The organism is Catenulispora pinistramenti (genome assembly GCF_018274385.1).
GTDB classification, from domain to species: Bacteria; Actinomycetota; Actinomycetes; order Streptomycetales; family Catenulisporaceae; genus Catenulispora; species Catenulispora pinistramenti.
Window position 1 is genome coordinate 17,733 of the sequence record NZ_JAAFYZ010000083.1, and the last position, 21,644, is coordinate 39,376.

The 21,644-nt window shown below is 70.3% G+C and carries 20 protein-coding genes; 9 read left to right on the plus strand and 11 right to left on the minus strand.

Annotation, left to right across the window (positions count from 1 at the left end; translation table 11 throughout):
- Positions 1-16: 16 nt before the first annotated feature.
- The 4 genes from KGQ19_RS23485 to KGQ19_RS23500 all read left to right on the plus strand — a co-directional run bounded on the left by KGQ19_RS23485 (position 17) and on the right by KGQ19_RS23500 (position 5,002).
- Positions 17-1,348 (plus strand): PTS transporter subunit EIIC, encoded by a 1,332-nt coding sequence (locus tag KGQ19_RS23485; protein ID WP_212011568.1) that lies wholly within the window; start codon positions 17-19, stop codon positions 1,346-1,348.
- Positions 1,349-1,378: 30 nt separating this feature from the next.
- Positions 1,379-2,077, plus strand: a complete 699-nt coding sequence (locus KGQ19_RS23490; RefSeq protein ID WP_212011570.1) for a copper homeostasis protein CutC — start codon at positions 1,379-1,381, stop codon at positions 2,075-2,077.
- Positions 2,078-2,273: 196 nt separating this feature from the next.
- Positions 2,274-4,421 (plus strand): HelD family protein, encoded by a 2,148-nt coding sequence (locus KGQ19_RS23495; protein ID WP_212011572.1) that lies wholly within the window; start codon positions 2,274-2,276, stop codon positions 4,419-4,421.
- Between the two features lie 179 nt (positions 4,422-4,600).
- Positions 4,601-5,002, plus strand: coding sequence for a ribonuclease FAU-1 family protein (locus tag KGQ19_RS23500; protein ID WP_212011574.1), 402 nt, complete (start codon positions 4,601-4,603; stop codon positions 5,000-5,002).
- A 1,450-nt stretch (positions 5,003-6,452) separates the two neighbouring features.
- On the opposite strand, the gene KGQ19_RS23505 is transcribed toward KGQ19_RS23500, so the two are convergent.
- From KGQ19_RS23505 to KGQ19_RS23520, 4 genes are all read right to left on the minus strand, one after another.
- On the minus strand, positions 6,453-8,099 hold the full coding sequence (locus KGQ19_RS23505) for a DNA repair helicase XPB (RefSeq protein WP_212011582.1): 1,647 nt from the start codon (positions 8,097-8,099) through the stop codon (positions 6,453-6,455).
- A 122-nt stretch (positions 8,100-8,221) separates the two neighbouring features.
- Positions 8,222-9,706 (minus strand): MFS transporter, encoded by a 1,485-nt coding sequence (locus tag KGQ19_RS23510; protein WP_212011584.1) that lies wholly within the window; start codon positions 9,704-9,706, stop codon positions 8,222-8,224.
- Between the two features lie 221 nt (positions 9,707-9,927).
- Complete coding sequence (locus KGQ19_RS23515) at positions 9,928-11,409, minus strand: beta-N-acetylhexosaminidase (RefSeq protein WP_212011587.1); 1,482 nt, start codon at positions 11,407-11,409, stop codon at positions 9,928-9,930.
- Between the two features lie 103 nt (positions 11,410-11,512).
- Positions 11,513-12,583: an ABC-2 transporter permease gene (locus KGQ19_RS23520; RefSeq protein ID WP_212011589.1), complete on the minus strand. Its 1,071-nt coding sequence runs from the start codon at positions 12,581-12,583 to the stop codon at positions 11,513-11,515.
- Between the two features lie 161 nt (positions 12,584-12,744).
- On the opposite strand from KGQ19_RS23520, the gene KGQ19_RS23525 reads away from it, so the two are divergent.
- Both KGQ19_RS23525 and KGQ19_RS23530 read left to right on the plus strand, forming a co-directional pair.
- A complete protein-coding gene (locus KGQ19_RS23525; protein ID WP_230419268.1) occupies positions 12,745-13,191 on the plus strand; it encodes a MarR family winged helix-turn-helix transcriptional regulator in 447 nt (148 codons plus the stop codon).
- A 100-nt stretch (positions 13,192-13,291) separates the two neighbouring features.
- On the plus strand, positions 13,292-13,675 hold the full coding sequence (locus tag KGQ19_RS23530; protein WP_212011593.1) for a hypothetical protein: 384 nt from the start codon (positions 13,292-13,294) through the stop codon (positions 13,673-13,675).
- Positions 13,676-13,814: 139 nt separating this feature from the next.
- On the opposite strand, the gene KGQ19_RS23535 is transcribed toward KGQ19_RS23530, so the two are convergent.
- The gene (locus KGQ19_RS23535; RefSeq protein WP_212011595.1) at positions 13,815-14,498 is read right to left on the minus strand and encodes a TetR/AcrR family transcriptional regulator; all 684 of its coding nucleotides are present in this window, start codon (positions 14,496-14,498) and stop codon (positions 13,815-13,817) included.
- A 114-nt stretch (positions 14,499-14,612) separates the two neighbouring features.
- Here KGQ19_RS23535 and KGQ19_RS23540 point away from each other — a divergent pair, with 114 nt between their 5' ends.
- On the plus strand, positions 14,613-16,121 hold the full coding sequence (locus tag KGQ19_RS23540) for a DHA2 family efflux MFS transporter permease subunit (RefSeq protein ID WP_212011597.1): 1,509 nt from the start codon (positions 14,613-14,615) through the stop codon (positions 16,119-16,121).
- Between the two features lie 66 nt (positions 16,122-16,187).
- Here the strand turns inward: KGQ19_RS23540 and KGQ19_RS23545 are convergent, their stop codons facing one another.
- The 5 genes from KGQ19_RS23545 to KGQ19_RS23565 all read right to left on the minus strand — a co-directional run bounded on the left by KGQ19_RS23545 (position 16,188) and on the right by KGQ19_RS23565 (position 20,032).
- Entirely contained in the window at positions 16,188-16,799 is a 612-nt protein-coding gene (locus KGQ19_RS23545) for a DUF7003 family protein (RefSeq protein ID WP_212011599.1), read from the minus strand.
- A 26-nt stretch (positions 16,800-16,825) separates the two neighbouring features.
- On the minus strand, positions 16,826-17,437 hold the full coding sequence (locus tag KGQ19_RS23550; protein ID WP_194897429.1) for a MarC family protein: 612 nt from the start codon (positions 17,435-17,437) through the stop codon (positions 16,826-16,828).
- Between the two features lie 83 nt (positions 17,438-17,520).
- Positions 17,521-18,720 (minus strand): trans-sulfuration enzyme family protein, encoded by a 1,200-nt coding sequence (locus KGQ19_RS23555; protein WP_212011601.1) that lies wholly within the window; start codon positions 18,718-18,720, stop codon positions 17,521-17,523.
- Between the two features lie 128 nt (positions 18,721-18,848).
- Positions 18,849-19,244, minus strand: a complete 396-nt coding sequence (locus KGQ19_RS52905) for a cold-shock protein (protein ID WP_212011603.1) — start codon at positions 19,242-19,244, stop codon at positions 18,849-18,851.
- A gap of 170 nt (positions 19,245-19,414) precedes the next feature.
- Complete coding sequence (locus KGQ19_RS23565) at positions 19,415-20,032, minus strand: HAD family hydrolase (RefSeq protein WP_212011605.1); 618 nt, start codon at positions 20,030-20,032, stop codon at positions 19,415-19,417.
- Between the two features lie 57 nt (positions 20,033-20,089).
- Here KGQ19_RS23565 and KGQ19_RS23570 point away from each other — a divergent pair, with 57 nt between their 5' ends.
- Both KGQ19_RS23570 and KGQ19_RS52020 read left to right on the plus strand, forming a co-directional pair.
- On the plus strand, positions 20,090-20,383 hold the full coding sequence (locus KGQ19_RS23570; protein ID WP_212011607.1) for a hypothetical protein: 294 nt from the start codon (positions 20,090-20,092) through the stop codon (positions 20,381-20,383).
- A gap of 165 nt (positions 20,384-20,548) precedes the next feature.
- Positions 20,549-21,223, plus strand: coding sequence for a sucrase ferredoxin (locus KGQ19_RS52020; protein WP_212011609.1), 675 nt, complete (start codon positions 20,549-20,551; stop codon positions 21,221-21,223).
- Here the strand turns inward: KGQ19_RS52020 and KGQ19_RS23580 are convergent.
- Positions 21,210-21,644, minus strand: a 435-nt coding sequence (locus tag KGQ19_RS23580) for a hypothetical protein (protein WP_212011611.1), incomplete at its 5' end; no start/stop codon positions are given. The genes KGQ19_RS52020 and KGQ19_RS23580 overlap by 14 nt on opposite strands.

Sequence of the window (21,644 nt, forward strand, 5' to 3'; positions counted from 1 at the left end):
CCGAGAGGACCACCTGATGAGCGTAGAAGCTGCCGCGGCGGCCCCGGTCCCGGCTCCGAAGGAGCCCGGGTGGGGGAGCAAGACGTTCGCGGTGCTGCAGCGCATCGGCAAGTCCCTGATGCTGCCGATCGCCACGCTCCCGGCGGCCGGTCTGCTGGTCCGGTTCGGCCAGGACGACATGCTCGGACGCTTCCACAGCCTCAAGACCGTCGCGGCCGTCATGCAGGCCGGCGGCAACTCGCTGTTGAACAACCTCCCGGTGATCTTCGCCATCGGGGTGGCCATCGGCTTCGCCAAGAAGTCCGACGGCACCACCGCGGTCGCCGCCATCGTCGGCTACCTGGTCTACGACGCCGTCTCGATGCAGATGTTCGCCGGCTCCAAGCTCAAGTCCCAGGTCCTGGGCCTGGTGATCAAGAACGCCGACCAGGGCGTGAACGACGCGGTGCCGGCCGGCGGGCTGAAATTCGGGCTGGACATGAACCAGCCGAACCCCACCGGAGTCCTCGGCGGGATCCTGGTCGGCATCATGGCGGCGCTGCTGTGGCAGCGCTACTACCGGATCAAGCTGCCCACCTGGCTGGCGTTCTTCGGCGGCCGCCGCTTCGTGCCCATCGCCACGGCCGTGGCCTGCCTGTTCCTCGGGGTCCTGATGGGCTGGATCTGGTCCCCGATCGGCCAGGGCATCAACGACCTGTCGACCTGGATCACCCGCAACAGCACGATCGGCCTGTTCATCTACGGCACCCTGAACAGGTCCCTGATCCCGTTCGGCCTGCACCACATCCTGAACGCCTTCCCCTGGTTCCAGTTCGGCAGCTACACCAACGCCAACGGCACCTTCCACGGCGACATCGCCCGCTTCCTGAACGGCGACAAGACCGCCGGCCTGTTCCAGACCGGCTTCTTCCCGATCATGATGTTCGGCCTGCCCGGCGCGGCCCTGGCCATGTGGCGCGCCGCGCTGCCGGCCAAGCGCAAGGTGGCCGGCTCGATCATGATCTCGGCGGCGCTGACCTCCTTCGTCACCGGGGTCACCGAGCCGCTGGAGTTCTCGTTCATGTTCGTGGCGCCGGTGCTGTTCGCGATCCACGCGGTCCTGACCGGCATCTCGATGTCGCTGATGTGGAGCCTGGGCGCCAAGGACGGCTTCAACTTCTCCGCCGGCCTCATCGACTTCGCGCTGAACTGGGGCAAGGCGACCAAGCCCTGGCTGATCCTGATCGTCGGGCCGATCTACTTCCTCGTCTACTACGTGCTGTTCAGCTTCGCCATCAGATGGCTGAACCTGAAAACCCCCGGCCGGGAACCGGATCCGGAACTGGACGAGCTACCGACATCGACCTAGTGCGTGCGCGGATATGGCAGGCTGCCACCTATGTCTGATCCGACGCCCCTGCTGGAAGTCATCGCCGTCGACGCCGACGACGCCCGTGCCGCGGCCGCCGGCGGCGCCGACCGCCTGGAACTGGTCTCCTCGATGGAGCACTCGGGCTTCGACCCGGCCGTGGAGACTTTCGAGGCCGTCCGCGCGGCCGTGGACGTCCCCCTGCGGGTGATGATCCGCCGCCGCGCCGGGTTCTCGGCCGGCGGCGTCCAGGGCGTGGCCGAGCTGGTGCACGCGGCCGAGGCGCTGCGCCGGGCCGGCGCCGACGAGTTCGTCCTGGGCTGGCTGGACGAGGACGGCACGGTCGACATCGAGGCGGTCCGCGCGGTCCTGGACGCCCTCGGCGGCGCGAAGTGGACGTTCCACAAGGCGATCGACGCCGCTCCTGACCGGGCGGTCGTCTACGACGCCATCCGCAAGCTCCCGGGCCTGGACACCGTGCTGACCTCGGGCGGCTTCCCGGCCTCCGGCGACGGCCTGGAAGTGCTGCGCGCCGAGTCCGAGCGCGAGCGGGCGGCCGGCGGCCCCCGGGTGCTGGTCGGCGGCGGGCTGACGCGCGAGGCGCTGCCGGCGCTGCGGGCGGCCGGGCTGGACGCGTTCCACGTGGGGACCGCGGTGCGGGCGGCCGGGACGTGGGACTCGCCGGTGGATGTGGAGAAGGTCGCTTTGTGGCGGAAGGCGCTGGTCTGATCCAGGGCCGGGACCACTGAGCGAGCGAGGTCATTCACCCGTCGTCCATGTGCTAGGCTACTGCGCCTTGCCCGGTACGTACGGCGGTTCCACTCCTTACCGAACCGCACGGACCTCTGCCTGAAGAACCCCCAACACGCCCCGGCGCCATGTTGCCGTGCGCGCGTCTCTTCCTCTACTTCTTCAGGAGTCCGGCATGCCCGAATACAGTGACGCCGCCGATCCGATCGTCGTCACCGAGCAGTCCCACCTCGACGAGTCCCGCGCAGCGCTCAAGTCGATGCGCGAGGAGGCACTCACCCTGCGGGCCGAGGGCGGCAACGCCGTCTCGACCGAGAACCTTCTGGCGGCTCTGCGCAACCGTGCCAAAGCCCTGATGGACGATCCCAACATCCCGCTCTTCTTCGGCCGCCTCGACTACGGCGACACCCCCGAGGCCCACGAATTCCGGGGCGAGCACTACTACATCGGCCGCCGGCACGTGCACGACGCGTCCGGCGAGCCGATGGTCATCGACTGGCGCGCGCCGGTCTCGACCGCGTTCTACCGCGCCACCCCGAAGGTGCCGATGGGGCTGGACCGGCGCCGCCGCTTCGGCTTCGCCTACGGTGCCATCACCGGTTACGAAGACGAGCCGCTGTCCGATCCCGCCGCCGCCGTCGCCCCGGCCGGCCGGCCCGGGGCCAGCCGCATCCTGACCGACGAGATCGAGCGTCCGCGCTCCGGGCCGATGCGCGACATCGTGTCGACCATCCAGCCCGAGCAGGACGAGATCGTGCGGGCCGACGTGGGCGTCAGCGTCTGCGTCCAGGGCGCGCCGGGCACCGGGAAGACCGCGGTCGGCCTGCACCGCGTCGCCTTCCTGCTCTACGCGCACCGCGACCGGCTGCGCCGCGGCGGCTCGCTGGTCGTCGGCCCCAACAAGGAGTTCCTGAAGTACATCGAGCAGGTCCTGCCCGCGCTCGGTGAGATCGAGGTCGGCCAGACCACGGTGGACGACCTGGTGGCCCGGGTGAAGATCACGGCTGCCGACCCGCCGGAGTCCGGGGTGGTCAAGGGCGATGCCCGCATGGCCCGGGTACTCCACAACAGCATCTGGTCCCGCCTGCGCTCCGCCCGGGAGGCGCTGCCCGACGGCATCATGATCGTCCGCGGCTCCCGGCGCTGGCGGGTCCCGGCGTCCGAGCTGGACGAGTTGGTCGCGGCGACCACGGAGCGCGACGTCCGCTACGGCGCCGGCCGCGCCATGCTCGCGCCGCGCATCGCGCACGCGATCCTCTACCGCATGGAGGTCGCCGGCGAGACCACCGACGACCGCACGCAGAACGCCGTCGCCCGCACCAGCGAGGTGCGCAAGGCCGTGGACCTGCTCTGGCCGGCCATCGACCCGGTGAAGGTGGTCTTCGAGCTCTACGCGAACCCCGAGGCGCTGGCGGCCGCCGCCGAAGGGATCCTCACCTCCGAAGAGCAGGCCTCGATCCTGTGGACCGCGACCCGCCCGAAGGCCCCGCGCACCCCGGGCACCGCCAAGTGGTCCAGCGCCGACGCGGTCCTCATCGATGAGGCCCACGACCAGCTCGACCGGCTGCCCTCGCTGGCGCACGTCGTCCTCGACGAAGCCCAGGACCTGTCGGCGATGCAGTACCGCGCCGTCGGCCGCCGCTGCTCGACCGGCAGCGTCACCGTCCTCGGCGACATCGCGCAGGGCACCACGCCCTGGGCGACCCCGTCCTGGGCCGAGACGCTGAAGCACCTCGGCAAGCCGGAGGCGGTGATCGAGGAGCTGACCCTGGGCTTCCGGGTGCCGCGCCAGATCATCGACTTCGCCGCCAAGCTCCTGCCCGACGCCGCCCCCGGCCTGCTGCCCCCGACCTCGGTCCGCCAGCAGGGCGGCGCACTGGAGATCGACGCGGTCCCCGACGAAACAGACCTCATCGAAGCGACGGTCACCGCCGCCCAACTCGCCCTGGAACTCCAGGAAGGCTCGGTCGGCCTGATCACCGCCGACGCCCGGGCCGCCGAGGTCGCCGCCGCCCTGGACGCCGCCGGCGTCGAGCACACCGTGCTCGGCTCCGAGCCCGCGGCCCCGGCCATCGAGGGCGCCACCGAGACCGAGGCCGAACTGGTCGAGTCGCTACTCGCCGACGCGGTCGGCCCGCGGCTGGTCGTGGTGCCCGCGACGCTGGCCAAGGGCCTGGAGTACGACCAGGTACTGGTGCTGGAACCGGCCGAGATCGTCGCCGCCGAGCCTCGGGGGCTGCGGCGGCTGTATGTGGTGCTGACCCGCGCGGTGTCGCGGCTGCATGTGGTGCACAGCGCGCCGCTGCCGGCGCAGCTGAGCTGAAGCCCGCAGAACGCGCAGCGGGGCCCGGTTGACCCGAGCCCCACTCGCACTTGGGGACGGGGCTCGAAACGACTTTGCCGTCCATAACCGAAACGACTTTGCCGCCCATAAGAAGGCCCGCGCGAGACCGGTGTGTAGGCATGGCGGTGTGCGACAGGGCGCGGTGCTTGAAGGTCGGGATGAGCGATCGCCTGTTGCCTGCGGGGTCCACTGCCGTGGTGGAGCAGGTCGTGTCAGGGCGCTGGTTCTCGGTCTCCCGCATGTTCGGCGCGGAGGGCACAATGCTGTGCTGGTATGTGAACTTCGAGCGTCCGCCATCATGGCGCGGCGACGGCTGGGACACGTGCGACCTCGATCTCGACCTGGTGGTCGAGCCGGACGGGTCATGGCGGTGGAAGGACGAGGACGAGTATGGACACGGCCGCAGGCTCGGGCTGATCACCGATGCTGAGCACAAGGCCGTACAGGCGGCGCGGGATGAGGCCGTCGCTATGGTCGAGGCGCGCAGAGGCCTGTTCGCAGAGAGCGCTGAGGAGCGCTGGCTGCCGGATCCGAGGTGGGCGATACCTTCTCTGGGCTGACGCGGAGCGCGAGCAAGGTGCCGAACGGTACCCGCCCGGTCGTCAAGCCGCCTGGGGCTGATCGGGGTTCGGGTCTTTTTGGAGGGCTGGCGTTTGGGGGCCGGGTTGCGGTTTTGGTCGTGGGTTTCAAAGCTTTTTACGGCCTTCGGTCATAGTTATGCCGGTTCGGGGTTCGGGGTGGTGGGTCTGTGTCTCGGCCGCCGGTTCGCGTGTTCACGACCCCGCCGCACCTCAGGCCTCTTCAACTCCAGCAAGTCCGGGCAAGGGCAAGATCAACGGCAAAGTCAAGGTCAAGGGCTGTGATGAAGGGCCGGGCCTCCGGCGGGCCTCGGCAACCTCAGGGAAACTAGCGCGGTTCCCTGGGGTGGCTGGGTGAGTCTCAGCGGCTGCGGTTTGTGGGGTGGTGCGGTCCGTTCCCCTCGGTCGCGTCGTCAGCCCGGGGGGTACAGCACCGGTGTCCGGGGGTAAAGTCCGCGCGCGGCGGTTGGCCGTCCGAGGTGCGGTTTTGTGCAGCGCGAACTTGACCCCCGGCCACCGGCACTGTAGGCGAAGCCCTGCCGACGCGACCGAGGGGAACGAACCGAAAACCAGCCGGAGAAATACAAAACGCAGGGTCCGAGGGCACCGGTTGGTTGATGCCGCTGCCGCTGCCGGTGAGGTGCTGGCGGCGGGCCCGTGGTCAGCTGGTCGAGAACATGCCCGGGTGCGGTAGGCGGCATGCCTTGGTGGCTAGACCAATCTGTCATCCGGCGGCAGCGATCTTGGCAGCCAGACGAGCCCGCGCCCACACCTGCGGCCGCACCCGCCAGCTCGGAATGAGCACCCTGCGACTGTCGCGTTGCCAGCGCCCGACCAGCGGCCGAATCCGCCGAGTCGCCGGTATCGAACCACTGGGCTTTGCCATTCTTCCGGCTGGTTTTCGGTTCGTTCCCCTCGGTCGCGTCGGCAGGGCTTCGCCTACAGTGCCGGTGGCCGGGGGTCAAGTTCGCGCTGTGCGAAACCGCCGCCCACCTGCATGACCGCCGCGCGCGGACTTTACCCCCGGACACCGGTGCTGTACCCCCCGGGCTGACGACGCGACCGAGGGGAACGGACCGCACCACCCCACAAACCGCAGCCGCTGAGACTCACCCAGCCACCCTAGGGAACCGCGCTAGTTTCCCTGAGGTTGCCGAGGCCCGCCGGAGGCCCGGCCCTTCACCACAGCCCTTGACTTTGATCTTGCTTGTGCCTCTTGATCTTGCTCTTGATCTGGCCTGTGCCCTTCTCCCAACTTGCTGGAGTTGAAGAGGCCTGAGGTGGGGCGGGGTTGTGAACGCGAAAACCGGCAGCCGACAGACACACCCACCGCCCCGAACCCCGAACCGGCACAACTATGACCGAAGGCCGTAAAAAGCCTTGAACCCAACTGCTGCGCAGGGCAGCGGGAGCCCGCTGCCCTGCCGATCTCTCAGATCTCTTTACCAGCGAACACATCGTCCGCATCGGCGATGCGGTACGCGTACCCCTGCTCCGCCAGGAACCGCTGCCGGTGCGCCGCGTACTCCTGGTCCACGGTGTCGCGCGAGACCACCGCGTAGAAGCGGGCGCCGCGGCCGTCGGCCTTCGGGCGCAGTACGCGGCCTAGTCGCTGTGCCTCCTCCTGGCGGGAGCCGAAGGTGCCGGACACTTGGATCGCGACGCTGGCCTCGGGGAGGTCCACGGAGAAGTTCGCGACCTTCGAGACCACCAGGGTGGGGATCTCGCCGGTGCGGAAGCCTTCGTAGAGGCGCTCGCGTTCCTTGACTGGGGTGGTGCCCTTCAGGACTGGTGCGCTGAGGCGCTCGCCGAGGTCGTCCAGTTGTTCCAGGTACTGGCCGATGACCAGGGTTGGCTCGCCGGCGTGCTTCTTCACCAGGGCTTCGACCAGTTTTGCCTTGGTGGCGGTGGTTGAGGCGAGGCGGTACTTCTCCTCCGGTTCGGAGCTGGCGTACCGCAGGCGTTCGTGGTCGGTGAGGGTGACGCGGACCTCGACGCAGTCCGCCGGGGCGATGTAGCCCTGGGCCTCGATGTCCTTCCAGGGGGCGTCGAAGCGCTTGGGGCCGATCAGGGAGAAGACCTCGCCTTCCAGGCCGTCCTCGCGGACCAGGGTGGCGGTCAGGCCCAGGCGGCGGCGGGATTGGATGTCCGCGGTGAAGCGGAAGACCGGGGCCGGGAGCAGGTGGACCTCGTCGTAGACGATCAGGCCCCAGTCGCGGGCGTCGAACAGTTCCAGGTTGGCGTAGACGCCCTTGGTCTTGCGGGTGAGGACCTGGTAGGTGGCGATGGTGACCGGGCGGATCTCCTTGCGGGCGCCCGAGTACTCGCCGATCTCGTCCTCGGTCAGGGTGGTGCGCTTCAGCAGTTCCCGGCGCCATTGGTGGACGCTCACCGTGTTGGTGACCAGGATCAGCGTCGTGGCCGCCACGCCGGCCATCGCGGCTGCGCCGACGATGGTCTTGCCGGCGCCGCAGGGCAGCACGATCACGCCGGAGCCGCCGTGCCGGAAGCCCTCGGCGGCCTCCTTCTGGTACGGGCGCAGGGTCCAGCCGTCCTCGCGGAGTGCGATGTCGTGGCGTTCGCCGTCCACGTAGCCGGCCAGGTCCTCGGCCGGCCAGCCGACCTTGAGCAGGACCTGCTTGAGGGTCCCGCGCTCGGAGGGGTGGACCTTGATGGTGTGCTCGTCGACGCGGGCGCCGATCAGCGGCTGCACCTTCTTGTGCCGGATCACTTCCTCCAGCACCGGGACGTCTGTCGTCTCCAGGACCAGACCGTGGGTCGGGTGCTGGAGCAGCCGCAGGCGGCCGTAGCGGTCCATGGTGTCGGCGATGTCGACCAGCAGCGAGTGCGGCACCGGGTAGCGGGTGTGGCGCAGCAGGGCGTCGATGACCTGCTCGGCGTCGTGGCCGGCGGCGCGGGCGTTCCACAAGGCCAGCGGTGTGATGCGGTAGGTGTGGATGTGCTCGGGGGAGCGCTCCAGTTCGGCGAACGGGGCGATGTCCCGGCGGCACTCCTCGGCCTGCGGGTGGTCGATCTCGAGCAGGAGGGTCTTGTCGGACTGGACGATCAAGCAGGTCACGCATACCTCCGGGCGCGGCGCTGGGGTCGGGCGACGGGCATCCTTCTAGTGTCGCTCATCGCGGCGGTCCGCAGCACCACACATCCGGTGTGGACGGCTCTGCTCCCGGTCGGCGATGCCGGTCACGTCCGGGCGACGCCCGGTATCCGTTCCCGGACCAGCGCGTACAACGGTACCGAGACCGCCATGATTCCGGCGGCGGTGTACACCCCGGGCGCCCAGCTGCCGGTGGAGTCCCGCAGCACGCCGCTGACCACCGGGCTGGCCACCGCCCCGATCTCGGCGATCAGGTTGAACACGCCGAACACCGCGCCCCGGTCGGCGTCCGGCACCTGGTCGCCCAGGATGCTGTGGACGATCGGCTGCAGCGCGTTGAAGAACAGCCCCGAGGTGAACAGGATCAGCCCGAGAAGCAGCAGTGAGGGGTGCCCGGCCTGCAACGAGATGCCGAAGGCGACGGCCAGCACGGTGTGCACCACCGCACAGGTGATCGCCAGCGGCTTGCGCCCCTTGCCGGCCCGCACCCGCCGGTCGGCGATCCACCCGCCGACCGGGAAGCCGATGATCCCGGCCCCGGCGTTGAACGCGGCGGTCAGCGCCGCGGACGTCAGGCTGCTGTGCGCGGCCTCCGAGACGATCTCCACCGACCAGTAGGAGAAGAACCACAGGTTCCACATCACCGCGATGAACGCGATGTAGAGCAGCCACAGGTCCTTGGTCAGCAGGGTCTTGGCCCGTCCGGTCCGGGTCAGGTCCCGCACCACGAACGCGATCATCACCGCGGCCAGCACCCCGGACCCGATCGCGGTCTCCCACGCGGTCCAGCCGGCCTTGTCCGAGATCAGGTACAGCGCGGTGATCGCGGCCGCGCACGGCACCGAGTAGCCGATCAGCCGCAGCAGCGGCGGCCCCAGGCGCAGCGGCCGGTCGCCCCGGGCCCGGAAGAACAGCCAGGTGGCGGCGCCGACCAGCAGCGAGAACGCGCCGAACAGGTACAGCGGCATGCTCCAGGCCCGGGCGCCGAAGCCCGCCGACTTGCCCCAGTCGATCATGTAGGGGGTGGCGATCGTGGCGATGGTCAGGCCGATGGACAGGCCGGAGACGGCCACGCCGAGCCCGATGGTCCGGCGACGCGGTGGCGTGTGCGCGATGACCAGGACCCGGTCGTTGGAGTAGAAGACGCCCTCGCCCAGGCCGGTCAGCACGCGGGCCACCACGAACACCACCAGCCCGGTGGCCAGGCCCGAGACCAGCGTCAGCACCCCGGCCCACAGCAGCGACAGCACCAGCATCTCGCGGTGCCCGTACCGGTCGCCGAGCCGGCCGCCCGCGTACTGCGTGAGCATGTAGCCGGTGAAGAACATCGACCCGATCAGCCCGCCGAGCGCCGCCGGATGGGCCGAGCTGCCGATGAAGCCGCCCTTGTCGTGGATCATCCACGCCACGACGGGCCCGGTGACGGTCCGGTCCGCGTAGCTGACCAGCCAGCCGAACAGCAGGAGCAGCCACAGTTTCTGGTAGCTCCCGGTGAAGACCGGCCGCGGGCCCCCCGCCGCGCGGCTGGTCTGCTCGGCGTCTGGCTGCCGCGCTCCGACGACCTCGCTCATATCGCTCCTCGGCGCGTTGGGTAAGCGCTTTCCCGCTTTCCAGACACCATGCCCGCCGATATCAAGATGGTCAAGGGTTTTCCGGCAGGTGACGGAGGTGTCACCGATCGGAGTCGGCTGGCTCGCTCACCGAACCAAGCGAGAACGGGATCTCCCCGGCGTCCTGCCGAAGGGCGCCGGGGAGATCTCAGGGTTCGATGGTTCCCGCGCGGACCAGCGGCTTATTCGGCGGCGTCCCCGCCCGGCTTCCGGTCCGGCGCCGGCTGCTTCTGCCAGGGATGCGGCCCGTCCAGCGGCCGGTACTCCACCCCGAGCGCGTCCAGCCGCTCCAGGTGCTTCTCCAGCCGCGTCCGGAACTCCGCGAACTCCCGCCCCGGCGCCGACCACACCGTCTCGCTGAACGCCGCCAGCCGCGGCCAGGCCTGGTAGTCGTGGACGCGGGCGTCCGGGATGTACTCGCTCCACAGCGTGGCCTCGGAGCCGATCACGTGCCCGACGAGCTCTTCGGGCATTCCCTCGGGCACCGGATCGAAGCTGTACGCCTGCTCCAGCGACGTCGGCGCGGCGAACGGCGCACCCGGCTCGCCCGGCGCGTCGGACTGCCGGTAGTCGAAGTAGACCCACTTCGTCGGGCTGGTCAGGGTGTCGTGCCCGCGCCGGGCCGCCTCGACCGCGCCGTCGGTGCCGCGCCAGGACGACACCACGGTGCCCGGGAACAGCTCGCCCTCCAGGATCTCGTCCCAGCCCAGCAGTTTGCGGCCCTTGTCCGCGACGTGCTCGCTCACCTGGTGCATGAACCAGGCTTGCAGGTCCTCCTCGGTCTTCAACCCGAGTTCGGCCTTGCGTTCCTGGGCCCGCGCGCTGGCCCGCCACTCGTCCTTGGGGCACTCGTCGCCGCCCAGGCAGACGAACTCGCCGGGGAACAGGTCGCAGACCTCGTCCATGACGTTCTTGTAGAACTCGACGGTCGCGTCCTCGACGTTCAGCACCGACTTGGCGATCCCGAACCGGGTCCACACCTCGCGCGGCTGCTGCGCGCTCGGCACGTCCTGGTTGCCCAGTTCCGGGTACGCGGCGATGGCGGCCGTGGAGTGCCCGGGGATGTCGATCTCCGGGACGATCGTGATGTGCCGCTCGGCGGCGTAGTCCACGATCTCGCGGATGTCGTCCTGGGTGTAGAAACCGCCGTGCGGCCGGCCGTCGCCCAACGTCTCCCGGCGCCAGCCGCCGACCTCGGTGAGCTTCGGGTAGCGCTTGATCTCGATCCGCCAGCCCTGGTCCTCGGTCAGGTGGAAGTGCAGGACGTTCAGCTTGTGGAAGGCCATCAGGTCCAGGAAGCGCAGCACGTCGCGCTTGGGCAGGAAGTGCCGGGCCACGTCCAGCATCGCCCCGCGCCAGCGGAAGCGCGGCAGGTCGATGATGTCCACGTGCGGGATCGGCCAGGCCTGGTCGCCGCCGTTGTTGCGCAGGGCCCCGGGCGGCAGCAGCTGCTTCAGGGTCTGCTCGGCGTGGAACAGGCCGGCGGGCGAGGAGATCTGGAAGGTGACGCCCTCATCGGTGACGGTCAGCCGGTAGCCGTCCGGACCCAGTTCGGGCAGGCCTTCCTGGAGGTCGACGACGACGTCGGAGCCGAACATGAGTTGTCCGGTCCCGACCTGTACGTGAAAAGGCTTGGGGATGATCGAGATCTCTGGCGCGTCCATCCCGACAAGATCTCACGGATCGTTCATCGATAAAACGATAAAAGCTGGCGGGCCGTTTTGGGCCCGCCAGCTTGATAAATCGGGGGAGTGAGAGCGCTCGGACTCAGACGGCGACGAGTTCTTCCAGCTCCTCTTCCGCCTCTGCCTCGGTCTCGCTCTCGGACACCCGGTGCCGCCTCTCGGCCACCGCCGCCGCGCCGACCGTCAGCGCCCCCACGCCGACCCAGCCGACGAGCGTCCAGGCGTGCCGGGCCAGACCGGTCCCGCCGAAGTACAGCAGGCTCCGCACGCCCTCGACGAGGCCCGCGCCGTTCCAGAAGGCGTGCAGTCCGCCGAAGAAGCCGTCCTGCAACTCGGGCTGGAACAGTCCGCCGGAGCTGGTGAAGTTCAGCATCACGAACAGCACCATCATCACCAGCGTGGTCCACCGCTTCAGGAACGGGTGCAGGCCCACGCCGATCAGCAGGATTGCCGCCGAGTAGAGCCAGGCCAGGCCCCACACCCCGGCCAGGCTGTGGTGCGCGAGGTGGAACACCGGGCCGGCCAGTGCCGCACCGATCAGGCTGACCGCGGTCGCGGTGCCCAGCGCCAGCGCGGTCTTGCGCTTGAGCGACCAGCCGGTGGCGCCCGCGCCGATCGCGGCGACCGCGCTGTAGGACCCGATGCTCACCGCGATCATCAGGAAGAAGGGCCCTGAGTTGGTCGGGTCGTCGGCGGTGGTCGGGGCGACGTCGGTGACGGCCAGCGGCTTGTCCTCGACGGCGGCGACGGTGGTGAAGACCTTGGCGGCGACGGTGGCCGAGGAGTCGCTGTTCCCCTCGGCTATGTACAGCTGCGGCTTCGCCGGGTCCGGGACGAACGCGCCGACCAGATCGCGGCTGTGCAGCCGGGCCACCGCGGCGTCGGTACTCGGCAGCGTGGAGACGGCCAGTGTGTCGCCGGCCTTGCTCTGGATCGCCTGCGCGACCGCCGTCACCTGCGGGCCCTGGCCGATCACGGCCACCTTCACGTGGTGCGGGTGCGGGACCATGAACGCGCTCATGTAGGCCAGCCCCATCCCGATGCACATCAGGAGCGGGGTGATCAGGTGCACGAGGACGTGGCGGACCGAGGCCGCCTGCGCGTTCGGCTGCTGCTGGACCGGGTTCGTCGCCGGGTTCGGGGCCGGGTTCATCGGCTGGTGCCTTCTTCCTCCGAATGACCGCTGGTGGTCGCTAGTCGGTTGCTAACTACAACCTAGCTATAGATGTACTATACAACTATCCGGAGGGAGTGGAGACCGTGACCGACAGTGAGACGCGTCACCGCGAGGCGGTGGACGCCATCCAGCGGGAGATGACCGTTTTCGCGCGCCGGGCGCGGGCCTTCGCCGGCCGGCTGCACCCGGAGCTGACGCTGGTCTCCTACACGCTGCTGGCGCATCTTGAGGACTCCGGCGGTTGTCTGGCCAAGGATCTGGCCGCGCGCTACGGGTTGGACAAGTCGACGGTAAGCCGCCAAGTGCGGGCACTTGAACAGCTCGGTTTCCTGGAGCGCCGATCCGCGCCGGAGGACCATCGCGCGCAGATGCTGCACCTGACGCCGGCCGGGACCGACATCCTGGCGCAGGTCACCGAGAGCCGGCACGCCGCGGTCGCCGAGCGGTTGGCCGGCTGGGGCGACGCTGACGTGGCCGGATTCGCCGAGCTGCTGATCCGCTACAACGCCGGTCCCGAAACGTCCGGTGACGGTTCGATCACCCAGGAGTATTCCAACCCTGACATCACCGAAACAGTGCGCTGACCGGGTATCGGGTCCGCGCGGGGTCCGGCGGAAGCAAAGGGCTGCTTTGCACGTGCAAAGGGTCTGTGCATTTGCTGGTTCGGCGCTTACGCTGTGCAGGGTGGACGTGTCCCTGTTGGAGGCCTTCGAACCGGTGGCCCATGACCTGCGTGCCGCGGGTCTGGACTGCCAGCTGACGGAGGACCCGAACCCGGGCGAGTCGGCGGCCGGCGCCACCGCCGTGCTGATCGTCTCCGGTGTCAAGGTGGGGCGGCTGACCTTGGGGGTGTCGGTCCTGGACACCGCCTCGCGCACGCTTTATCTGGCCGCGCAGACCCAGCGCCTGGTGCAGGGCAACCTGTCGATCGGCGGCCGGCTCATCGAGTGGCCGCCGTGCCTGCCCAGCCACGCGCATCCGATGATGGCCACCCGGGGGCAGCGGACGCCGCTGTGGACGTGTCCGCTGGGCGGGTCGGTGGCGGTGCCGATCGGGCAGCATCCGTAGGGTCCGCAAGGGATTCCGGCTCCATCGCAGTGCCCTGCTGAACTGCTGACCTGAGTCATGGTGTGCCGCGCTGAGCCGTGCCGCGCTGAGCCGTGCCATGCTGTGCCGCGCTCTGTCCTGCGGTGCCCCGCCATGGCGTTCAGCGCGGCGCGTAAGCCCTGAGGAAGAAGTCCACGCCCTGCGCGACCCGGCGCTGGAACTCGGCCTCGAAGTCCGCTCCCGGCTCGATCCGCCGCACCGCCGATCCGGCCATCGCCGTGAGCTGATACGCCAGCAGGTCCGGGACGTCCAGCACTTCGGCGGGCACGTCCAGCAGCCCGGCGCGGGCCAGTGCGGACAGCAGCCGGTTCAGGCGCGGCATGGTGCGGCTCGGGCCGTTGGTGAACCAGCGCTGCTGGAGGTACGGGTGGTGCTCGGACTCGGCGTCGACCAGCTTGCGCAGGGCCACCAGCGGGCCGGTGTAGACCACGCGGATCCATTCGCCGGCCAGTTGCAGGAGGGCCGCGCGCAGGTCTTCGGGGCCGGCGAGCTTCGAGGGGTCCGGGAAGTCGCGGTCCATCAGTTCCATGACGTGCGCGACGGTGCGGTCCTGCACGTCGTCGGTCATCGCCATGAACAGGCGCTCTTTGTCCCCGAAGTGGTTGTAGACGGTCTGTTTCGAGACCTTCGCCTCGGCCGCGATCGCGTCGATGCCGGCGCGGGTGAAGCCGTCGCGCAGGAACACCGTGCCGGCGGCGTCCAGGATCGCTCGGCGCTTCCTCGGGTTGCCCTGGGGCTCCTGGGGTTCCTGCTGCGCTCGGGGTTCCTCGGCGGTCGCGGTCATGCGGTCATTCTCCTCGCTCGGAAGTCCGTTGCGGAGTTGGACTCCTCAGTCTAATCTCTTGGACTGTTGAGTCTAAAAATATGGACTCGCTAGTCCATCTATCGGGGAGGAACGATGAACCCTCAGCCGTCCGGCGACCGGCTGCCCCGCGAGTACCTGAAGATCGGCTTCGCGCTGGTCCTCGGGGCCGCCATGGCGATGCTCGACGCCACCGTGGTCGCGGTCGCGACCCGTACCCTGGCGGAGCGCTTCGGCTCGCCGCTGTCCGCCGTGGCCTGGGTGTCCACGGCCTATCTGCTCACCATGTCCGTGGTGGTCCCGCTGGCCGGCTGGGCCATGGGCCGGTTCGGCGGGCGCCGGGTGTGGCTGCTCTCGGTGACCGCGTTCCTGGTCGGCTCCGTGCTGTGCGGCGCCGCCTGGTCGATCCCGAGCCTGATCGCCTTCCGCGTGCTCCAGGCGCTCGGCGGCGGCCTGATCCAGCCGGTCGGCCAGGCGCTGCTCGGCCGCAACGTCGGCCCGCGGCACATGGCCCGGGTGATGGCCGTGATGTCGGTGCCGATGGCGCTGCTGCCGGTGCTGGGCCCGGCGGTCGGCGGACTGCTGCTGGCCGAGTGGGGCTGGCGCTGGATCTTCTTCATCAACGTGCCGATCGGCGTGGCCGGCATCGTGCTGGTCCGGCGCTGGGTGCCGGTGTCAGTCGGGGGCGCGGGCAGCGCGGGCCCGGCGGGCAACGCCGCCCGCTTCGATATCCGGGGCTTCGCCCTGATCTCCCCGGGACTCGCGGCCCTGGTCTACGGCTGTTCGGCGGCCGGCGACCACGGCGGCTTCTCCTCGCCGGCCGCGTGGGGCCCGGTGCTCGGCGGTCTGCTGCTGGTGACGGTGTTCGTGCTCTACAGCCTGCGCACCAAGATCCAGCCGCTGGTGGACCTGCGCCTGTTCCGCGACAGGGCGTTCGCCGTCGCGATGCTCAACGCCGCGCTGATGGGCGCGACCCTGTTCGGCGCGATGTTCCTGCTGCCGCTGTACTTCCAGCAGGCGCACGGCTTCTCGGCGCTGCGAGCCGGTCTGACCCTGGCCCCGCAGGGGCTCGGGACCGCGATCTCGACCTTCGCGGCCGGCCGGATGACCAACCGCACCGGCCCGCGCGTACTGGTGATGACCGGGACCGCGGTGGCGACGGCGGCGACGCTGCCGTTCGCGATGGTGGGGGCCGGAACGTCGACGGCCGCGCTGATGGCGCCGCTGTTCCTCCGGGGGCTGGGCCTGGGCCTGGTGATGGCCCCGCTGATCGCGGCCGGCTATTCGACCCTGCGCCGCGAGTCGATCCCGCAGGCGACGACCACCTTCAACATCCTGAACCGGGTCGGCGGCTCGATCGGCACCGCGGTCCTGGCGGTGATCCTGGTACGCGGCCTGGCCGACCGGGCGGCGACGCCCGCGCACGTCGCCTCGGCCTACAGCGCCACCTTCTGGTGGGCGCTGGCCTGCACGGCGGTGACGCTGGTGACGGCGGCGTTCCTGCCGGGGGCGAAGGCGATGCGGGCGGCGCTGGCGGCGGCCGCGGTGCATCAGAGCGCGGATGCCGCCGGCCCCGAGCGGAAGCCGGTCACGGCTGCCGCGTGAGGGGACGGGTTCGGCGGCTTGCCGGCCGCCGAACCCGTTGTCCGCTTAGAGCGTGCCGCGCACGCTCTAAGCGTTCCCCGACTCCGGCCAGTTCGACCAGTGCGTGTTCGGCGCCTGAGACGGCCGGTATTCGTGCGCGTTCCCGCTGTCCAGCACCTTGGCGATCAGCTGGAACGTCTCCTCCCGGCTCGGGCGCTCGACCAGCACGTCGGGGTGGTGCCAGGCCTCCAGGCGCAGGATCTCCGGCAGGTCCGGCGGGACCAGGGCGCGGAGTTCGGATTCGTCGGCCAGGAGCAGGTCGCGGTGCTCCGGGACCAGTTCGCGCACCACTTCGGCGAAGTACTCGCCGGGCGACGCCTGGACCGGCAGGTCCTGGCCGCGGACCCGGATCGGGACGCCGCCGACGTAGTTCTCGTCGTCGTCGATCAGGTCCGCGATGTTCTCCACCCGGTTCAGCTGGCTGCCGCCGCGGACGCCGTAGCCGGTCAGGGCGTCGGTGACGCTGCGCGCCTTCGGGTTGAAGCCGACCGTCTCGAAGACCACGGCCCAGTGCTTCTCGTCGCGGTAGACGTGCAGCCGCACGTCTACCGCGTAGTAGAAGCCGTGGTCCAGGAAGGGGAAGGTGAAGTCCTGCGCCGAGGCGTCGACCTGGTCGAGGAACTGTTGTCCGAAGCTCACGGAAAAATCCTAGGTCACCCGGCCGGTCACCCGGCCTTCACGAAGGCGCGCACCGCGTCGGCGACCATCTGCACCGCGATCGCGGACAGCAGCAGACCGGCGATCCGCGTCACCAGCGTCACCCCCGAGTCCTTGATGATCCGGATCACCTGGACCGAGAAGCGCATGGTGAGCCACAGCGTGATGTGGATCGCCACGATCGCCGCCCCGACCGCGAGGATGCCGGACCAGTGGTGGTCGGTGGCCTTGGCGAACACCATCACCGCGACGATCGCGCCGGGTCCGGCGAGCAGCGGTGTGCCCAGCGGCACCAGGGCGACGTTGACCGACTCGTTGGAGTGCGAGGGCTCCTCGCTGCGGCCGGTCAGCAGTTCCAGCGCGATCAGCAGGAGCAGCAGTCCGCCGGAGCCCTGGAGCGCTGGCAGCGTGACGCCGAGGTAGTCCAGGATCTGCTGGCCGAACAGTGCGAACACGCAGATCACGCAGAACGCCACCAGGGCCGCCTGCCACGCGGCCCTGGTGCGCTGTGCCTTGCTGCGGCCGTTGGTCAGCGCCAGGAAGATCGGCAGCGTCCCCGGGGGGTCCATGATGACGAACAGGGTGATGTAGGCCGAGAGGAAGAGCTTGCTGTCGAACACCCTGGAAGAACTATCACCTGGAACGTCTCCCCACCACGTCTGTCCGCGCTATCCACCTGGTCGGCGCATCACAGCCGGACATATCAGATCTTTGTGAACGCCGAACCCAGGTCCTCGATCAGGTCCTCGGCGTCCTCCAGTCCCACCGAGAACCGCAGCAGCCCGGCGTCCGGCCGGGCGTCCGGCGCGACGTGCCGGTGGCTCAGCGAGGCCGGGTGGGTGATCAGCGACTCGGCGCCGCCGAGCGAGGCCGCGTGCAGGATCAGCCGGACGTTCTCGGCCACCGCGGCCGCCGCGTCATAGCCGCCGCGCATCTCGAACGAGAGCATCGCACCGGGCAGCAGCATCTGCTTGTCCGGGCCGATCAGCCCGTCCGGGTCGCCGCCGGGCAGCCCGGGGTAGTGCACGCGTTCCACGGCCGGGTGCGCGGCCAGCCACGCGGCGACCGTCCCCGCGGTCTCCGAGGAGCGCTTCACCCGCAGTGGCAGCGTCTGCAGCCCGCGGTGCAGCAGGTATCCGGCGATCGGGTGCAGCAGGCCGCCGGTCTGCACCCTGATGTCCCGCAGCCGTGCCGCCCACTCCGGCGTTGTGGCGACCACACCGCCGAGTACGTCGCAGTGTCCGCCGAGGTACTTGGTGGCGCTGTGCACCACCAGCGTCGCGCCGTGCCGGGCCGGCTGTTGCAGCACCGGGGTCGCGAACGTGGAGTCCACCAGGTACGGCACGTCGCCGCAGGCCTCGGCGACCGCGTCCAGGTCCAGCAGCCGCGCGGTCGGGTTGGCCGGGGTCTCGACCACGACCAGCGCCGTGTCCGGGCGGGCGGCCAGCGCCGGGGCGATGTCCGCGGGGCCCTCGACCCAGGTCACCTCGGTGCCCAGGGTGCCCTTGGTGAGCAGGCCGTCGGTGCCGCCGTAGATCGGCCGCAGGGCCACGACGTGCCGCTTGCCCCCGGCTCCGGCCGTGGCGGTCGCGGCGAGCAGGCAGGCGGTGATGGCGGCCATCCCGCTGGCGAACGACACCGCCTCGGGCAGGCCCTCCAGCTCGGCCAGCGCCTTCTCGAACCCGGCCGTGGTCGGGTTCCACATCCGCTGGTAGACCAGGCCGCCCTCGGCGGTCGGCGGGCCGCCGGCGACGAGCGATTCGTAGCTCTCGCCGCCGGCGTCGACGCCGGGCAGGTAGTAGGTCGCCGACAGGTCGATCGGCGGCGTCGGGTTCGTGGCGGTTCGTCCCGCGTGGACCGCGGCTGTGGCGGTTACCCGGGCTATGTTCCGATCAGCGCTCATGGAAGTGATTATGCGAGGCGTGCGCCGGGACCGGCATAGCCGTTCACCATGTGGTGGCCTGCTCGGTGGGCGCGGCCCGCCAAGCTCGCCGGCCTCACCTTCCTGGGCTCACCTCGCCGAGCTCGGCTTCAGCTCTCCAGCTGGTCGGCGACGGCCCGCAGCACCCCGGCGAGCTTGCGCGAGGTGACCTTGTCCGGGTACTTGCCCCGGCGGAAGGTCTCGGACATCCCGTCGAGCAGCTTCATCACGTCCTCGACGATGACCACCATGTCCTCGGCCGGCTTCCGGTCGCGGGCCGCGACCGCGGCCTCCACGCTCGGCCGGGTCTCCAGCAGCTTCACGCCGATCGCGGTGTCGCCGCGCTTGCCGGCCGCCACCCCGAACTCCACCCGCTGCCCGCTCTTGAGCTCCGCGACCCCCGCGGGCAGAGCGGAGGAGTGCATGAACACGTCGGGCCCGTCGTCGCGGGTGATGAAGCCGAAACCCTTTTCGGTGTCGTACCACTTGATCTTGCCGGTAGGCACGGTGGGACCCTCGCGTCTGCTCGTCGTCGTGGCGATTCACTCTTGCGGGGTAAGCGTAACCAGGAAACGACCACCTTGGGCAGGGATATCCCAGAGCGGGAGCCGGGGTTCGGGAGCGAGGGGGGACGGGCTCGGGACGACGGCTGCCGGGCGTCGGGCGCCGGTGCCGATCAGGCGGCCAGATACCCGTCCAGCCAGGCCGGGAAACCCCGCAGATCGGTGAGCACGACGTCGGTTCCGGCCGCCGCGAGATCGGCGGCGCTGATCGGTCCGGTGGCCACCGAGACCGCCACCGCGCCGGCCGCCCGCGCGCCCTGGATGTCCCCGATGTGGTCGCCGACGTAGACCGACGCGCCGTGCTCGCGCAGCGCCTCGCCCTTCTTCGGGCCCCAGTGCCAGCCGACCAGGACGTCCGGGGCCAGACCGAGGTGGTCCAGGTGCAGGGCCGCGTTGGGGCCGTACTTCGCGGTCACCACCATGACCTTCCCGCCCCGGTCGTGGATCGCCGCGAACGCCTCGGCGGCGCCGGGCAGGGCCGTCGTCGGCTCGATCGCGAACTCCGGATAGAGCTCCCGGTACCGGTCGCCGACCGCGGCGACCTCCTCGGCCGGGAACCAGCGCACCAGCTCTTCCTCCAGCGGCGGCCCGAGCCGGGTGACCGCGGCGTCGGCGTCGATGTACCGGCCGGTGACCCGGGACAGCTCGGTCATCGTGGCGTGGATGCCCGGCCGGGAGTCGATCAGGGTCATGTCGAGGTCGAAGCCCACGGTGAGCGGTGCGGTGATCATGCGATAAGGGTATATGCGAACACGTTTTCCCCGGGTCGGCGCGGGCATCGGGGACCCATGGCTGGAGCAGGAGGCAAACGGGCGGCCGGAGACCTCGTCTTCGTGGCCGCCGCCGTCATCGCGATCATCCTGGTCGGGTACATCGTCTTCGTCCTGATCGGCGCCAACGGGCAGAACGACATCGTCAAGACCGACTCCGACTGGGCCGGCTTCTTCGCGACGTGGTTCAAGGACCTGTTCACCCCCAAGAGCCCGAAGCTCAACGTGTTCCTGAACTACGGCCTGGCGACCCTGGTCTACCTCGCGGTCGGCGGGGTGTCGCGCCGGGTGCTGAACGACGCGTTCGGGTAGGCCGGAACGGTCGTCGTCACCGGTTCGGGCGAGTGGGGAGGGTGCGGAGGGTAGGACGAGGTGTGCCCGGGGTAAGGTGAGGCTACCCTGACCAGCTGCGGTGATCGTCCGGTTCCGGCGGGACCCGTGCGCCGGTCGTGACCGCGCCCCCTGAGAGACCTGCCCGTGTCCGTCTGCGATTACGCCCTCGGCGGCTGCGCCGCGCTGTGCCGGGCGGCGCGCGAGCCGCTGCGGGACACCGCGCCGCCGCGGGCGAAGGCCTGGCTGGCCGTGGAGCACCCCGGGCCGTGGCCGGCCTTCGGCTGGCCGTCCGACCTGCCCGGTTCGGTGGTCGAGGTGCTGACCGCCGCCCCGGCGTACGACGTGCGTCCGCAGCTGATCCGGCGTCCGGACCGCGAGGGCCGGGTCGCGGCGGGGGACCGGGTGGTCTTCGTCGCGGGCGGTCCGCTCGGCGCGCGCTGGCTGGAGCGGCGGGTCACCTCAGACCTCGGCGACCTTGAGAAGCTGGATCTCGCACCGCTGGCCGAGGGCGGTCCGCCCGGGTTCGGCTCGGCGGCGCGCGAGCGGGTCCTGCTGGTGTGCACCCACGGGAAGCGCGACGTGTGCTGTGCCCGCTACGGCGCCCCGGTCGCCCGGGAACTGGCCGCGCGCGGGCTGCCGGTGTGGGAGACCACGCACCTGGGCGGCGACCAGTTCGCGGCGAACATGGTGTGCCTGCCCGACGGGACCTACCACGGCCGCCTCGACCGGGCATCGGCCGCCGACGTCGCGTTCGGCTGCCTGCGCGGAGAGGTTTCCCCGGCGTACTACCGGGGCCGGGCCGGGATCAGCCCGACTTAGCGACCGCCTTGAACAGGCGCCAGAGCAGGTAGAGCGCGGCCAGCAGGCCCAACATCGTGGGCACGGCCGTCAACCCGTCCTTGGCCGCTTGCCAGGTGTCGCTGGAGTTCAGCGGATTGTCGTGGCCGGTGGAGCGGCCGCGGGCCAGGAACAAGCCGAAGGCGTAGAACACGAACGCGGTGATCGGGACGCCGATCAGGGCGAACCGCTTCTCGCCGGGGGTGAACGAGTACGACGTCATCGCCAGCAGGTAGCCGACGACGATGATCGCGATCGTGAAGGGCGACAGCGCCACGGCGTTGACGATCGCGCCGACGCACAAGATGGTCACGGCCGCGAGCCCCTGCGCGTGGCCCGTCGCCGTGCGCCGCACCATCGGACCCGCGGCCAGCGGCGCGGGCGGCGGCGGGGGGCTGTTGGG

What these genes read in the sequence shown, in the direction of transcription:
- KGQ19_RS23520 (WP_212011589.1), bottom strand. Translation starts at nt 12,583, where the DNA reads ATGAACCCGGCCCCGAACCCGGCGACGAACCCGGTCCAGCAGCAGCCG.
- KGQ19_RS23500 (WP_212011574.1), top strand. Translation starts at nt 4,601, where the DNA reads ATGAGCGATCGCCTGTTGCCTGCGGGGTCCACTGCCGTGGTGGAGCAG.
- KGQ19_RS23570 (WP_212011607.1), top strand. Translation starts at nt 20,090, where the DNA reads ATGGCTGGAGCAGGAGGCAAACGGGCGGCCGGAGACCTCGTCTTCGTG.
- KGQ19_RS23485 (WP_212011568.1), top strand. Translation starts at nt 17, where the DNA reads ATGAGCGTAGAAGCTGCCGCGGCGGCCCCGGTCCCGGCTCCGAAGGAG.
- KGQ19_RS23565 (WP_212011605.1), bottom strand. Translation starts at nt 20,032, where the DNA reads ATGATCACCGCACCGCTCACCGTGGGCTTCGACCTCGACATGACCCTG.
- KGQ19_RS23535 (WP_212011595.1), bottom strand. Translation starts at nt 14,498, where the DNA reads ATGACCGCGACCGCCGAGGAACCCCGAGCGCAGCAGGAACCCCAGGAG.
- KGQ19_RS23490 (WP_212011570.1), top strand. Translation starts at nt 1,379, where the DNA reads ATGTCTGATCCGACGCCCCTGCTGGAAGTCATCGCCGTCGACGCCGAC.
- KGQ19_RS23555 (WP_212011601.1), bottom strand. Translation starts at nt 18,720, where the DNA reads ATGAGCGCTGATCGGAACATAGCCCGGGTAACCGCCACAGCCGCGGTC.
- KGQ19_RS23515 (WP_212011587.1), bottom strand. Translation starts at nt 11,409, where the DNA reads ATGGACGCGCCAGAGATCTCGATCATCCCCAAGCCTTTTCACGTACAG.
- KGQ19_RS23510 (WP_212011584.1), bottom strand. Translation starts at nt 9,706, where the DNA reads ATGAGCGAGGTCGTCGGAGCGCGGCAGCCAGACGCCGAGCAGACCAGC.
- KGQ19_RS23540 (WP_212011597.1), top strand. Translation starts at nt 14,613, where the DNA reads ATGAACCCTCAGCCGTCCGGCGACCGGCTGCCCCGCGAGTACCTGAAG.
- KGQ19_RS23525 (WP_230419268.1), top strand. Translation starts at nt 12,745, where the DNA reads ATGACCGTTTTCGCGCGCCGGGCGCGGGCCTTCGCCGGCCGGCTGCAC.
- KGQ19_RS23495 (WP_212011572.1), top strand. Translation starts at nt 2,274, where the DNA reads ATGCCCGAATACAGTGACGCCGCCGATCCGATCGTCGTCACCGAGCAG.